Source organism: Pseudomonas sp. GW531-T4 (genome assembly GCF_017349615.1).
Classification (GTDB): Bacteria; Pseudomonadota; Gammaproteobacteria; order Pseudomonadales; family Pseudomonadaceae; genus Aquipseudomonas; species Aquipseudomonas chlororaphis_I.
The window spans coordinates 69,189-83,434 of sequence record NZ_JACMZT010000008.1; the positions used below are offsets into that span (position 1 = coordinate 69,189).

Consider the following 14,246-nt stretch of genomic DNA (forward strand, 5'->3'; position numbering starts at 1 on the left):
GCTCGAGCCATCTGGCGGAAAGTAGCCCTCCAGAGCGGACCCTGCCTTTCGCTCTGAGTGAGACGTGGTGCGCAACACGCTGATAAATGATGGTACGCCCTCGGCTATACTCCCCACCATTTGAATGGCCCCGAGGACTGACTGTGAAGAACTGGACGTTGCGCCAACGCATTTTGGCGAGCTTTGCGGTGATTATCACCATCATGCTGCTGATGGTCATAGCCTCGTACTCCCGCTTGTTGAAGATCGAGGCCGGCGAAGATCGCATGCGTTCCGATGCCATTCCCGGGGTCTATTTCAGTTCGATGATTCGCGGTTCATGGGTCGACAGTTTCCTGCATACCCAGGAAATCATCGGCCTGAACGAAGGCAAGGGCGTCAGTGCCAAGGATGAGGCGGACTTCAAAAGCTTCGAGCAACGCCTGCAGAAATACATGGCCAGCTACCAGGGAACGCTTCGCGGCGAGACAGACCGGCAGGAGTTCGACGAGTTTGAAAAGCGCCATCAGGAATTTCTCAGGATTCAGGCCACGGTCCTGGATCTGCATCGGCGTAATCAGGAAGCCGAGGCTGTCCGCGTATTCCATGAGCAGTTGACGCCCACCTGGATCGCCGGTCGGATGAAACTCAACGACATCATCGACGAGAACAAGGGGGTCGCCGATTCGGCCGCCTCGCAGATCGACGATGCGGTGGCCGAGGCCAAGGTCACCATGGGCGTTTCCCTCCTGGTGGCGGTGCTGGCGGCGGGCCTGTGCGGCCTGTTGCTGATGCGCGCGATCATGGCGCCGATGAACCGTATCGTGAAGATCCTCGACGTCATGCGCACGGGCGATCTGACCAGCCGCCTGAACCTGGAGCGCAAGGACGAATTCGGCGCCGTGGAAACCGGCTTCAACGACATGATGACCGAACTCAACTCCCTGGTGTCCCAGGCGCAGCGCTCCTCGGTCCAGGTCACCACCTCGGTCACCGAGATTGCCGCCACCTCCAAGCAGCAACAGGCCACCGCCACCGAGACCGCGGCAACCACCACCGAAATTGGCGCGACCTCCCGGGAAATCGCGGCCACCTCGCGCGATCTGGTGCGCACCATGACCGAAGTCTCCACCGCCGCCGACCAGGCTTCGGTGCTGGCCGGCTCCGGCCAGCAAGGCCTGGCGCGGATGGAAGAAACCATGCATTCGGTGATGGGCGCGGCCGACCTGGTCAACGCCAAGCTGGCGATCCTCAATGAGAAGGCCGGCAACATCAACCAGGTGGTGGTGACCATCGTCAAGGTCGCCGACCAGACCAACCTGCTGTCGCTCAACGCCGCAATCGAAGCCGAGAAGGCCGGCGAATACGGGCGCGGTTTTGCCGTGGTGGCCACCGAAGTGCGGCGTCTGGCGGACCAGACCGCGGTCGCCACCTACGACATCGAGCAAATGGTCCGGGAGATCCAGTCGGCGGTCTCGGCCGGGGTCATGGGCATGGACAAGTTCTCCGAAGAAGTGCGCCGCGGCATGGCCGAGGTGCAGCAGGTCGGCGAGCAGCTGTCGCAGATCATCCATCAGGTCCAGGCCCTGGCGCCGCGGGTGTTGATGGTCAACGAGGGCATGCAGGCCCAGGCCACCGGTGCCGAGCAGATCAACCACGCCCTGGTGCAACTGGGCGATGCCAGCAGCCAGACTGTCGAGTCGCTGCGCCAGGCCAGTTTCGCCATCGATGAACTGAGCCAGGTGGCGGTGGGGCTGCGCAGCGGCGTCTCGCGTTTCAAAGTCTGATGAACGAGCTCGCAGCGAAAGGCGGCGCAGGGACGGCGACCAAAGACGCGCTGTTCCTGGTGTTCCGCATCGGCATCGAACGTTACGCCTTGCAGGCCGTCGAGGTGGTCGAGGTATTGCCGCGCCTGCAACTCAAGCCGATTCCCCGGGCGCCGTCCTGGGTGGCCGGGGTCTTTGCCCATCGCGGCGCGGTGGTGCCGGTGCTCGACCTGAGCGCCCTGACCTTTGGCCAGCCGGCGCAGGAGCGCACCAGCACCCGCCTGGTGCTGGTGCATTACCGCCCGCAGGCGGCACAGCCCGCGCGGTTGCTGGGGCTGATCCTCGAGCAGGCCACCGACACCCTGCGGTGCAACCCGCAGGACTTCAAGGCCTACGGCCTGGATAACCGCAATGCGCCGTACCTGGGGCCGGTCCATGAAGACGCCCAGGGCCTGCTGCAATGGGTGCGGGTCGACGATCTGCTGGATGCCGAGGTGCGCGCGCTGCTGTTTCCCTCGCCGCCACTGGATCCGGCGTTGCTCGGGGAGTCGTCATGAGCAGCGACCAGCGATTTTTCGATTTTCTCAAGGAGCGCATCGGCCTCGACGTGGCCTCGGTGGGGCCGGCGATCATCGAGCGCGCGGTGCGCCAGCGCAGCATCGCCCAGCAGGCGCCCAGCACCGACCATTACTGGCAGACCCTGCAAGGCTCGCGCGATGAACAGCAGGCCCTGATCGAGGCGGTGATCGTCCCGGAAACCTGGTTTTTCCGGTACCCGGAGTCCTTCGCGACCCTGGCCAAACTCGCCCTCTCGCGCCTTGCCCAACTCAAGGGCATGCGCGCATTGCGCATCCTCAGCCTGCCGTGCTCCACCGGCGAAGAGCCGTACTCGATCGCCATGGCCCTGTTCGACGCCGGGCTCGCCCCCCATCAATTCAAGGTCGATGGCTTCGATGTCAGCCCGCTGTCGGTCGAGCGGGCCAGGCAGGCGGTGTACGGCAAGAACTCCTTTCGCGGCCAGCACAGCGATTTTCGCGAGCGGCACTTCACCGCCGAAGATGAGCGCTACAGCCTCAGCGAGCGGGTGCGCGAGCAAGTGCGCCTGCAGGTCGGCAACCTGCTGGACCCGACCTTGCTGGCCCATGAACCGCCCTACGATTTTGTCTTCTGTCGCAACCTGCTGATCTATTTCGATCAGCCGACCCAGCGCCAGGTGTTCGAAGTGCTCAAGCGCCTGACTCACGTTGAAGGCGTGCTGTTCATCGGCCCGGCCGAAGGCAGCCTGCTGGGCCGTTTGGGCATGCGTTCGATCGGTATTGCCCAGTCCTTTGCCTTCAGCCGGCATAACGAACCCGAGCCCGAACCCGCGCCGGCCTTCGTACCGAGCGCATTGCCGGCACGCCAGCCGGTGCGCAGCATCGCGCCGCCCGTGCGCAGCCGGCCGTTTTCCAGTGCCGCCGTGGCGAGCCAGCGCCCGGCGCCGACCAGGCCGGTCAGCGACGCCACGACCCTGCTGGCGAGCATCGCGGCCCTGGCCAACGAAGGTAAAAGCGCCGAGGCCCGGGCGGCCTGCGAGCACTACCTGGATACCCACGAGCCGGTGGCGCAGGTGTTCTATTGGCTAGGGCTGCTCAGCGACGTGGCGGGCAGCGCCCTGGAAGCCCAGGGTTTCTATCGCAAGGCCCTGTACCTGGACCCGCAACATGCCGAAGCGCTGGCGCACCTGGCCGCCTTGCTGGCTTCCCAGGGCGACGTCGCCGGTGCCCGTCGATTGCAGGAGCGTGCGGCCCGTAGCGGCCGTGCAGCAGACAGTGAGCGTAAATCATGAGCGGCTCTGTTTCGTTGAACGTGACCCACGAAGATGCGCAGGCCATCGACGATTGCTGGAACCGCATCGGTATCCATGGCGACAAGAGTTGCCCGTTGCTGGCCGGGCATGTGCATTGCCGCAACTGCTCGGTGTATTCCGCCGCGGCCACCCGTCTGCTCGACCGCTATGCGTTGCAGCAGGAGCGTCCTGAGCACACGGCCGAGGCCGATACGGATGTCGTCACCCGTTCGCTGTTGATGTTCCGCCTGGGCGAGGAGTGGCTGGGCATTGCCACCCGTTGCCTGGTGGAAGTGGCGCCGCTGCAACCGATCCATTCCTTGCCGCACCAGCGCTCGCGGGCCTTGCTGGGCGTGGCGAATGTGCGTGGTGCGCTGGTGGCCTGCCTGTCGTTGGTGGAACTGCTGGGGCTGGACACCAGCGGCACGGTCGTGTCGGGCGCGCGGGTCATTCCGCGCATGCTGATCATCGCCGCCCAGGGCGGCCCGGTGGTGGTGCCGGTGGACGAGGTGGAGGGTATCCATGCCATCGACGAGCGCACCCTGGACGCCGCCGCGGTTTCCGGCCAGCAGGCCAGTGCCAAGTACACCCGTGGCGTCCTGCAATGGAAGGGCCGCAGCCTGCGTTGGCTGGATGAAGAGCAGTTGCTGTCTGCCGTGACCCGGAGCCTGACATGACCCCCGATCAAATGCGCGACGCCTCGCTGCTCGAACTCTTCAGCCTGGAAGCCGAAACCCAGACCCAGGTGCTCAGTGCCGGCCTGCTGGCGCTGGAACGCAATCCGATCCAGGCCGACCAGTTGGAAGCCTGCATGCGCGCCGCTCACTCGCTCAAGGGCGCGGCGCGGATTGTCGGGGTCGACGCTGGCGTCAGCGTGGCCCATGTGATGGAAGATTGCCTGGTCAGCGCCCAGGAAGGGCGGCTGTACCTGCATCCCGAGCATATCGATGCGCTGCTGCAGGGCACCGATTTCCTGATGCGCATTGCCACGCCGGGCAGCCAGGTCGGTGATCAGGACATTGCCGCCTATGTGGCGCTCATGGAGCAGTTGATCGGCTCGTCGGGTGCGCCGGCTGCAGGCGCTGTCCTGCCCAGGGTCGAGCCAGGCCTGTTGCCTATGGCCGAGCTGCAGCTGGAGGCCCCGCGGGTCGAACCCGAACCGCCGGTCCCGCCGTTCGAGATGCCGCAGGAGGTACTGCAGGAAACCCTGCAAGAGACGGCCGCGGCGCTTGCGCAGAAGGGCAAGAAGCTCGCCGAGGGTGGCGAGCGGGTGCTGCGGGTCACGGCCGAACGTTTGAACAGCCTGCTCGATCTGTCGAGCAAGTCGCTGGTGGAAACCCAGCGCCTGAAGCCGTACCTGGCGGCCCTGCAGCGCCTCAAGCGCATGCAGAGCAACGGGCTGCGCGCCCTGGAAAACCTCAATGGGCATCTCAAGGAGCAGGTGTTGGGCCTGGAGGCCCTCGAAGCCCTGGAGGATGCGCGGCGCCTGCTGGCGGAGTCCCAGCAACTGCTGACCGAGAAAACCGCCGAGCTGGATGAGTTCGGCTGGCAGGCCAGCCAGCGTGCCCAGGTGCTCTACGACACCGCGCTGGCCTGCCGCATGCGGCCGTTCGCCGATGTGCTGATGGGCCAGGTACGGATGGTCCGCGACCTGGGGCGCAGCCTGGGCAAGCAGGTCCGCCTGGAAGTCGAAGGCGAGAAGACCCAGGTCGATCGCGACGTGCTGGAAAAACTTGAAGCGCCATTGACCCACCTGCTGCGCAACGCGGTCGATCACGGCATCGAAATGCCCGAGCAGCGACTGCTGGCGGGCAAGCCGGCCGAGGGCCTGATTCGCCTGCGCGCTTCCCACCAGGCCGGATTGCTGGTGCTGGAACTCAGCGACGACGGCAATGGCGTCGACCTGGAACGGGTGCGCCAGAGCATTGTCGAGCGCCAGCTGTCCCCGGCCGAGACCGCTGCCCAGTTGAGCGAGGAAGAACTGCTGACCTTCCTGTTCCTGCCGGGCTTCAGCCTGCGGGACAAGGTCACCGAGGTCTCCGGGCGCGGTGTCGGCCTGGATGCGGTGCAGCACATGGTGCGCCAGCTGCGCGGCGCGGTGCAGATGGAGCAGGTGGCGGGGCAGGGCAGTCGTTTCCACCTCGAAGTGCCGCTGACCCTGTCGGTGGTGCGCAGCCTGGTGGTGGAGGTCGGCGAAGAGGCCTACGCCTTCCCGCTGGCGCATATCGAACGCATGTGCGACCTGGAGCCCGATGACATTGTCCAGCTGGAAGGGCGCCAGCATTTCTGGCACGAAGGCCGCCATGTCGGCCTGGTCGCGGCCAGCCAGCTGTTGCAACGCCCGGCGGGGCAGAGCAACGACTCCACACTCAAGGTGGTGGTGATTCGCGAGCGCGACGCGGTCTATGGCGTGGCGGTCGAGCGTTTCATCGGCGAACGGACCCTGGTGGTGCTGCCGCTGGACGACCGCCTGGGCAAGGTCCAGGACATTTCCGCCGGGGCCTTGCTCGATGACGGCTCCGTGGTGCTGATCGTCGACGTCGAGGACATGCTGCGTTCGGTGGACAAGCTGCTCAATACCGGCCGGCTGGAGCGCATCGCCCGTCACAACCGCCATCAGGCCGAGACGGCGCGCAAGCGCATCCTGGTGGTCGACGATTCGCTCACTGTGCGTGAGCTGCAACGCAAGCTTTTGCTCAACCGTGGTTATGACGTAGCGGTCGCCGTCGACGGCATGGATGGCTGGAACGCCCTGCGTTCGGAAGACTTCGACCTGCTGATCACTGACATCGATATGCCCCGAATGGATGGGATTGAATTGGTCACACTCCTGCGCCGTGACAATCGCCTGCAGTCGTTGCCGGTGATGGTGGTTTCCTACAAGGATCGCGAAGAGGACCGGCGCCGTGGACTGGATGCCGGAGCCGACTATTATCTAGCCAAAGCCAGTTTCCATGACGACGCCCTGCTGGATGCGGTGGTGGAGCTGATTGGAGGAGCGCGGGCATGAAAATCGCGATCGTCAATGACATGCCCATGGCCGTGGAGGCCCTGCGTCGGGCCCTGGCCTTCGAACCCGCGCATGAAGTGGTGTGGGTCGCGACCAATGGTGCCGAAGCGGTCGAGTACTGCGCGCAGCTGACGCCCGACCTGATCCTGATGGACCTGATCATGCCGGTGATGGACGGCGTGGAGGCGACCCGCCGGATCATGGCCGAAACCCCTTGCGCCATCGTGATCGTCACGGTGGACCGCCAGCAGAACGTGCATCGGGTGTTCGAGGCCATGGGCCATGGCGCGCTGGACGTGGTCGATACACCGGCCCTGGGGGCCGGCAATGCGCACCATGGCGCAACGCCAGGGCCTGGTGGCGATCGGCTCGTCCGCCGGTGGCCCGGCGGCGCTGGAAGTGCTGCTCAAGGGGCTGCCCGCCCATTTTCCGGCCGCCATCGTGCTGGTGCAGCACGTCGACCAGGTATTCGCCGCGGGCATGGCCGAATGGCTCAGCAGCGCTTCCGGGCTGAAGGTGCGCCTGGCCCGCGAAGGCGAGCCACCGCAGAGCGGCACGGTGCTGCTGGCCGGGACCAACCACCATATCCGGCTGTTGAAGAACGGCACCCTGGCCTACACCGCCGAGCCGGTAAACGAGATCTATCGGCCATCGATCGATGTGTTTTTTGAAAGTGTCGCCAGTTACTGGAATGGCGATGCGGTCGGCGTACTGCTGACCGGCATGGGCCGCGACGGCGCCCAGGGCCTGAAGCTGATGCGCGATCAGGGTTACCTGACCATCGCCCAGGACCAGAATAGTAGCGCGGTGTATGGCATGCCCAAGGCGGCGGCTGCCATCGACGCTGCCACAGAGATTCGCCCACTGGACAAGATCGCTCCACGATTGCTGGAGATATTTGCCAAATGACCGACAAACGCAGCTGTCCTGGCCAGGTAGCAACTCAGGTGACAACCCATGAATGATTTACAGCTCGACGATTTTAAAACCGATGAAAATGCTGCGATGGTGCTGCTGGTCGACGACCAGGCAATGATCGGTGAGGCTGTGCGGCGTGGGTTGGCGAATGAAGAAAACATCGACTTCCATTTTTGTGCCGACCCGCACCAGGCCATTGCCCAGGCGATCCGCATCAAGCCGACGGTGATCCTGCAGGACCTGGTGATGCCGGGCCTGGACGGGTTGACGCTGGTGCGCGAGTACCGCAACCACCCGGCGACCCAGAATATTCCGATCATCGTGCTTTCGACCAAGGAAGACCCGCTGATCAAGAGTGCGGCCTTCGCGGCCGGGGCCAACGATTACCTGGTCAAGCTGCCGGATAATATCGAGCTGGTGGCGCGCATCCGTTACCACTCGCGCTCCTACATGACCCTGTTGCAGCGGGACGCGGCCTATCGCGCGCTGCGGGTCAGCCAGCAGCAGTTGCTCGATACCAACCTGGTGCTGCAGCGCCTGATGAACTCCGATGGCCTGACCGGCCTGTCCAACCGCCGGCATTTCGACGAGTACCTGGAGCTGGAATGGCGCCGGGCAATGCGCGACCAGACCCAGTTGTCGCTGCTGATGATCGATGTCGACTACTTCAAGTCCTACAACGACAACTTCGGCCACCTGGAGGGCGATGAAGCCCTGCGCAAGGTGGCGACGGCGATCCGCGAGGCCAGCAGCCGACCGTCGGATTTACCGGCGCGTTATGGCGGGGAGGAGTTTGCCCTGGTGCTGCCGAACACCTCGCCCGGCGGGGCGCGGCTGGTGGCCGAGAAGCTGCGCCAGACCGTGGCCGCGTTGAAGATTCCGCATATCGCGCCAACCGAAGGGGCCAGCCTGACCATCAGCATCGGTCTGTCGACCATGACGCCGCAGCCGAGCACCAGTTGCCGGCAATTGATCTCGGCCGCCGACAAAGGCCTGTATCTGGCCAAGCACAATGGTCGCAATCAGGTAGGGATCGAGTGAAAAAAACCGCCACCGCGGGGGCCTAAAGCCGCCAGGCGGGCTGCCGCGCCAGCTTGATTACGTTATACTCGCCGGCTTTCAAAAGTTCGCCAACGAGTGCTGCCTGCCATGGAAATCAACCCGATCCTTAACACTATCAAGGACCTGTCCGAGCGCTCCGAAACTATTCGGGGGTATCTTTGACTACGATCAAAAGCATGAGCGTCTGACCGAAGTCAATCGCGAGCTTGAAGATCCGAACGTCTGGAACAAGCCTGAATATGCCCAGGAACTGGGCCGCGAACGCGCTGCGTTGGCGCAGATCGTCGAGACCCTGGACGAGTTGTCCGGTGGCCTGGCCGATTGCCGCGATCTGCTGGACATGGCCGTCGAAGAGAACGATGAAGGCACAGTGGGCGACGTGGTCGCCGAACTGACCCGTCTCGACGAAGCCCTGGCCAAGCTGGAATTCCGTCGCATGTTCAGCGGCGAGATGGACATGAACAACGCCTACCTGGATATCCAGGCCGGCTCCGGCGGCACCGAAGCCCAGGACTGGGCCAACATCCTGCTGCGCATGTACCTGCGCTGGGCCTCCAAGCGTGGCTTCGACGCCACCATCATGGAACTGTCCGAAGGCGAAGTCGCCGGCATCAAGGGCGCCACCGTGCACATCAAGGGCGAGTACGCCTTTGGCTGGCTGCGCACCGAGATCGGCGTGCACCGCCTGGTGCGCAAGAGCCCGTTCGACTCCGGCGCCCGCCGCCACACCTCGTTCTCGGCCGTGTTCGTATCGCCCGAGATCGACGACAAGGTGGAAATCGAGATCAACCCGGCGGACCTGCGGATCGACACTTACCGTTCTTCCGGTGCCGGTGGTCAGCACGTAAACACCACCGACTCGGCCGTACGTATCACCCACGTACCGACCAACACCGTGGTCAGCTGCCAGAACGAACGGTCCCAGCACGCCAACAAGGACACCGCCATGAAGATGCTGCGGGCCCGGTTGTACGAGCAGGAGATCCAGAAGCGCAACGCCGCTTCCCAGGCGCTGGAAGACAGCAAGTCCGACATCGGCTGGGGCCACCAGATCCGTTCCTACGTGCTCGATGCTTCGCGGATCAAGGATCTGCGTACCAACATCGAACGCAGTGACTGCGACAAGGTGCTCGACGGCGACATCGACGAATACCTGGTGGCCAGCCTGAAGTCGGGGCTGTAAGCCGCGACACCCATGCCGCGGGCACGGCGCGCTTCTGTAGGAGCGCGGCCGGCCCGCGATCCCTTGCCACAGGCAAGGGGCAACGAACCTGTGATGGAAATTTTAAAGACATGAGCGACCTACAACTCGACCAGGCCCTGCAACAGGAAGAAAACACCCTGATCGCCCTGCGCAAGGAAAAGCTTGCTGCCGAGCGCGCCAAGGGTCAGGCCTTCCCCAACGACTTCCGCCGCGACAACTACTGCAACGACCTGCAGAAACAGTACGCGGACAAGACCAAGGAAGAGCTGGCCGAGGCGGCGATTCCGGTCAAGGTTGCCGGTCGCATCATGCTCAACCGTGGCTCGTTCATGGTGATCCAGGACATGACCGGGCGTATCCAGGTCTACGTCAATCGCAAGACCTTGCCGGAAGACACCCTTAATGCGGTCAAGACCTGGGACCTGGGCGACATCATCGCCGCCGAAGGCACCCTGGCCCGTTCCGGCAAGGGCGACCTGTACGTCGAGATGACCAACGTGCGCCTGCTGACCAAGTCGCTGCGCCCGCTGCCGGACAAGCATCACGGCCTGACCGATACCGAGCAGCGTTATCGCCAGCGCTATGTCGACCTGATCGTCAACGAAGACGTGCGCGAAACCTTCCGCGTGCGTTCCCAGGTCATCGCCCACATCCGCAGCTTCCTGATGAAGCGTGACTTCCTGGAAGTGGAAACGCCGATGCTGCAGACCATTCCTGGCGGCGCGGCGGCCAAGCCGTTCGAGACCCACCACAACGCCCTGGACATGGAAATGTTCCTGCGTATCGCGCCGGAGCTGTATCTGAAGCGTCTGGTGGTCGGTGGCTTCGAGAAAGTGTTCGAGATCAACCGCAACTTCCGTAACGAAGGTGTTTCGACCCGGCACAACCCTGAATTCACCATGTTGGAGTTCTACCAGGCCTACGCCGACTACGAAGACAACATGGACCTGACCGAAGAACTGTTCCGCGAGCTGGCGCAGCTGGTCCTGGGCAGCACCGACGTGCCGTACGGCGACAAGGTGTTCCACTTCGGCGAGCCGTTCGTCCGTCTGTCGGTGTTCGACTCGATCCTCAAGTACAACCCCGAGCTGACCTTTGAGGACCTGAACGACATCGACAAGGCCCGTGCCATCGCCAAGAAGGCCGGTGCCAAGGTGCTCGGCTTCGAAGGCCTGGGCAAGCTGCAGGTGATGATTTTCGAAGAGCTGGTCGAGCACAAGCTGGAACAGCCGCACTTCATTACCCAGTACCCGTTCGAAGTCTCGCCGCTGGCCCGTCGCAACGACGAGAACCCGAACGTGACCGATCGTTTCGAGCTGTTCATCGGTGGTCGCGAAATCGCCAACGCCTACTCCGAGTTGAACGACGCGGAAGACCAGGCCGAGCGTTTCATGGCCCAGGTGGCCGACAAGGACGCCGGTGACGACGAAGCCATGCACTACGATGCCGACTTCGTTCGTGCCCTGGAGTACGGCATGCCGCCGACCGCCGGTGAAGGTATCGGCATCGACCGCCTGGTGATGCTGCTGACCAACTCCCCGTCGATCCGCGACGTGATCCTGTTCCCGCACATGCGGCCGCAAGCGTAAATATGTTGAATAAAAAGCCGCCGCTAACAGGCGGCTTTTTATTGTCTGTGTGGCACTGACGTACTGCTTTTTTCATTTTTTATGTGAGAGGAATACCTGTCGTGAACCGTGCAATTGCTCAAGAAGGTGCAGCTGGCATCGCCACTGCGGTCGCTGAAAGTGTTCAGTACCAGGGCCGCAAGGCCAGCCGACAGGGCAGTGAGCAACGTCGCCAGGATATTCTCGACGCGGCCATGCGCATCGTCGTGCGCGATGGCGTGCGCGCCGTGCGTCATCGCGCGGTCGCCGCCGAAGCCGGTGTGCCGCTGTCGGCCACCACCTATTACTTCAAGGATATCGATGACCTGCTCACCGATACCTTCGCCCAATACGTCGAGCGCAGCGCCGCCTTCATGGCCAAGCTCTGGGCCAACAACGAAGGCCTGCTGCGGGAGATGGTCGCCTATGGCGACGGCAGCCCGGAGTCCCGCGCGCAACTGGCCGATGACATTGCCCGCCTGACCGCCGACTACGTGCAGCGGCAACTGCATAACCGCCGCGAGCATCTGATGGCCGAGCAGGCGTTTCGCCAGGAGGCGCTGCTCAACCCGCGCCTGGCGGTGCTGGTGCGCTCCCACCAGCAGATCCTGCTGCACGGCACCTGCCAGTTTTTCCAGGTATTGGGTTCCCGCGAGCCGCAACAGGATGCCAAAGTGTTGACGTCTATAATCGGACGGATGGAATATCAGGGCCTGCTCAACGGGGCAGAGCCGTTGGCCGACGAAGACATGCTGGGCATTCTTACCCGGTACATGCACCTGGTTCTGGCCTCGGTGTGATGCGTTCCCTGTAGCTGCTGCCGCAGGCTGCGATAAGGTCCGAAGGGCCTTCCTGCGGATTCCATGGGCGCTGGAGCGAACGCGGGCTTCATCAGCTGCTACGCGTGTTTGAGTCGACTGCCGATAGGGAGTGTTGAATGAAAGCCTGGCGCGTTGTGATCGCCTTGTCGTTCCTGCTGCTCAGTGGCTGCCTGGTGTCCTTCAAGGAACCCTTGCCGGCCGATCAGGCAGCGCCTGCGGCGTTGCTGGGCAAATGGACCAGCAAGAATGCCTGGGGCGAACCGCTCACCCTGCAGTTGAGCCGCATCGGCAACAACCGCTACAAGGCCGTCACTTCCGTCAAGGCCAGGCCGCAACAGCACGACACCTACGAGTTCACCGTTTCCCGCCATGGCAGCCGCTGGTATCTCTCGGCGGCGGTGCCCCAGGCGCTGGGTGGGCACTTCACCATCGCCGGTTTCGAGTTGACCGACGACCACGAACTGGTGCTCTACCAGCTCGATCTCGAGCAGATCAATCAGGCCCGCGGGCAGAATGCCCTGCGAGGCGAGCCGTTCGACACCAAGGACGGCGAGGGCGTGCTGATCGACAGCGCGCTACCACAGGTTTTCGCCTATCTGGACGACCCCGCCAACTCCGACGTGTTCGTCGAGGCGGCGCGCTTCCAGCGGGCGGGCAAGTAAACGCAGTACAGACGTTTTAACGGGAGTTTTGGGGTGGACGATTACCAGCAGACGATACGCACCTTGTCCGATCGCATTGTGCTGGCACAGACGCCGATCCGCGTACTGGATGCGGTGAAGTGGGACGACAACATCCGCAAAGGTTTCCTCAAGGCCAACGGTAAGGAAATGCCGGCGGTGGACCGCGCCTATTACGAAGGCCGGCCGCTGTCTTTCGACTCCAGCGCGGTGAAGCTGGAGTTCCAGAACATCGAGCGTGACATCACCCGGCAACTGGGCCAGTTCAACCCGGTGGGGCAGATCATGCGGCGCATGTGCAAGGAGTACCGCATGGTGGTGCGGATGCTCGAGGCCCGTGGCACCGAGGATTTCGGGCTGATATCCCAGGAGCTCTACGGCGCGGCCTCCGACGCTTTTCATGCCGGCGACCCGACCCTGGCCGACCTGGGCCTGATGCTCTCGGATTACCTGAACAACATCGACGGCCGTGGCGACCTCAAGGACGAACCCAAGACCCTGAGCGCCAAGGAAGCCGTGAGCCTGCTGCAAAGCCGGCTGAACAAGGTGTTCGGCGAGGCAGAGGAAACCATCCGGGTCTTCGAGTCCGACGGCATTGTCGCCGACGCGGCGGCCGGCGCCGACTACATCAAGATCCGCGCCGACGCCATGTTCAACGAGCGCGATGTGCGGGCCCTGGAAGTCCACGAAGGCTTGGTGCACGTGGGCACCACCCTCAATGGCCTGAACCAGCCGATCTGCACCTTCCTGTCCAAGGGCCCACCCTCGTCGACCGTGACCCAGGAAGGCCTGGCGATCCTGATGGAAATCATCACCTTTGCCTCCTACCCGAGCCGTCTGCGCAAGCTGACCAACCGCACCCGCGCCATTCACATGGTGGAAGAGGGCGCGGACTTCATGCAGGTGTTCGCGTTCTTCCGCGAGCAGGGTTTCGAAATGGCCGAAAGCTATGGCAACGCCAGCCGGGTGTTCCGTGGTTCGGTGCCGACGGGCCTGCCATTCACCAAAGACTTGTCCTATCTCAAGGGCTTCATCATGGTTTACAACTACATTCAGTTGGCCGTGCGCAAGGGCAAGCTCGAGCAGATCCCGCTGATGTTCTGCGGCAAGACCACCCTGGAGGACATGCGTACCCTGCGCCAGTTGGTCGACGAAGGCCTGGTGGTGCCGCCCAAGTACCTGCCGGACCAGTTCCGCGACATGAACGCGCTGTCAGCCTGGATGTGTTTCTCCAACTTCCTCAACCACCTGAGCCTGGACCGGATCGAGGCGGACTACTCCAACATCCTTTGACGCATACCCATGTAGGAGCGGCCGGTCGACGTTCGATTGCCCGCGATAAAGGCGCCGCGGTTTTTCTGAGTCACCGCG

General features: G+C 63.5%; 11 protein-coding genes and 1 pseudogene. All 12 read left to right on the forward strand.

Features of this window, described 5'->3' with window-relative positions; genetic code table 11:
• Positions 1-143 precede the first annotated feature (143 nt).
• The 12 genes and pseudogenes from J4D28_RS08495 (at position 144) to J4D28_RS08550 (ending at position 14,168) form a co-directional block, all read left to right on the forward strand.
• Entirely contained in the window at positions 144-1,766 is a 1,623-nt protein-coding gene (locus tag J4D28_RS08495) for a methyl-accepting chemotaxis protein (protein WP_016705280.1), read from the forward strand.
• On the forward strand, positions 1,766-2,302 hold the full coding sequence (locus J4D28_RS08500) for a chemotaxis protein CheW (RefSeq protein ID WP_028681739.1): 537 nt from the start codon (positions 1,766-1,768) through the stop codon (positions 2,300-2,302). Before J4D28_RS08495 ends, J4D28_RS08500 begins: the two co-directional genes overlap by 1 nt.
• Positions 2,299-3,573 carry a protein-glutamate O-methyltransferase CheR gene (locus tag J4D28_RS08505; protein ID WP_028681740.1) on the forward strand — a complete coding sequence of 425 codons (1,275 nt, stop codon included), beginning with the start codon at positions 2,299-2,301 and terminating at the stop codon, positions 3,571-3,573. The genes J4D28_RS08500 and J4D28_RS08505 overlap by 4 nt, the downstream gene beginning before the upstream one ends.
• A complete protein-coding gene (locus J4D28_RS08510) occupies positions 3,570-4,250 on the forward strand; it encodes a chemotaxis protein CheW (RefSeq protein WP_009047172.1) in 681 nt (226 codons plus the stop codon). The genes J4D28_RS08505 and J4D28_RS08510 overlap by 4 nt, the downstream gene beginning before the upstream one ends.
• Positions 4,247-6,583: a hybrid sensor histidine kinase/response regulator gene (locus J4D28_RS08515; protein ID WP_103330498.1), complete on the forward strand. Its 2,337-nt coding sequence runs from the start codon at positions 4,247-4,249 to the stop codon at positions 6,581-6,583. The genes J4D28_RS08510 and J4D28_RS08515 overlap by 4 nt, the downstream gene beginning before the upstream one ends.
• Positions 6,580-7,492: pseudogene (locus J4D28_RS08520) on the forward strand (chemotaxis response regulator protein-glutamate methylesterase). The gene J4D28_RS08515 and the pseudogene J4D28_RS08520 overlap by 4 nt, the downstream one beginning before the upstream one ends.
• 48 nt (positions 7,493-7,540) lie before the next feature.
• Complete coding sequence (locus J4D28_RS08525) at positions 7,541-8,542, forward strand: PleD family two-component system response regulator (RefSeq protein ID WP_007927977.1); 1,002 nt, start codon at positions 7,541-7,543, stop codon at positions 8,540-8,542.
• Positions 8,543-8,650: 108 nt separating this feature from the next.
• Positions 8,651-9,746 (forward strand): peptide chain release factor 2 gene (prfB, locus tag J4D28_RS08530; RefSeq protein ID WP_097305473.1). Its coding sequence is split into 2 segments (ribosomal slippage): positions 8,651-8,722 and positions 8,724-9,746, totalling 1,095 coding nucleotides; the frame shifts between segments, so codons are not numbered across the junction.
• Between the two features lie 110 nt (positions 9,747-9,856).
• Positions 9,857-11,356, forward strand: a complete 1,500-nt coding sequence (gene lysS / locus J4D28_RS08535) for a lysine--tRNA ligase (protein ID WP_103330496.1) — start codon at positions 9,857-9,859, stop codon at positions 11,354-11,356.
• A 101-nt stretch (positions 11,357-11,457) separates the two neighbouring features.
• Positions 11,458-12,174, forward strand: a complete 717-nt coding sequence (locus tag J4D28_RS08540; protein ID WP_009047176.1) for a TetR/AcrR family transcriptional regulator — start codon at positions 11,458-11,460, stop codon at positions 12,172-12,174.
• A 137-nt stretch (positions 12,175-12,311) separates the two neighbouring features.
• Positions 12,312-12,857 carry a hypothetical protein gene (locus J4D28_RS08545; protein ID WP_009047177.1) on the forward strand — a complete coding sequence of 182 codons (546 nt, stop codon included), beginning with the start codon at positions 12,312-12,314 and terminating at the stop codon, positions 12,855-12,857.
• Between the two features lie 33 nt (positions 12,858-12,890).
• On the forward strand, positions 12,891-14,168 hold the full coding sequence (locus J4D28_RS08550) for a flavohemoglobin expression-modulating QEGLA motif protein (protein WP_009047178.1): 1,278 nt from the start codon (positions 12,891-12,893) through the stop codon (positions 14,166-14,168).
• The last annotated feature ends 78 nt before the right edge of the window (positions 14,169-14,246 follow it).

Excerpts from the sequence above, each read along its gene's own strand:
- J4D28_RS08500 (WP_028681739.1), top strand. The coding sequence starts at position 1,766 with ATGAACGAGCTCGCAGCGAAAGGCGGCGCAGGGACGGCGACCAAAGAC.
- J4D28_RS08505 (WP_028681740.1), top strand. The coding sequence starts at position 2,299 with ATGAGCAGCGACCAGCGATTTTTCGATTTTCTCAAGGAGCGCATCGGC.
- J4D28_RS08510 (WP_009047172.1), top strand. The coding sequence starts at position 3,570 with ATGAGCGGCTCTGTTTCGTTGAACGTGACCCACGAAGATGCGCAGGCC.
- J4D28_RS08515 (WP_103330498.1), top strand. The coding sequence starts at position 4,247 with ATGACCCCCGATCAAATGCGCGACGCCTCGCTGCTCGAACTCTTCAGC.
- J4D28_RS08525 (WP_007927977.1), top strand. The coding sequence starts at position 7,541 with ATGAATGATTTACAGCTCGACGATTTTAAAACCGATGAAAATGCTGCG.
- lysS (WP_103330496.1), top strand. The coding sequence starts at position 9,857 with ATGAGCGACCTACAACTCGACCAGGCCCTGCAACAGGAAGAAAACACC.
- J4D28_RS08545 (WP_009047177.1), top strand. The coding sequence starts at position 12,312 with ATGAAAGCCTGGCGCGTTGTGATCGCCTTGTCGTTCCTGCTGCTCAGT.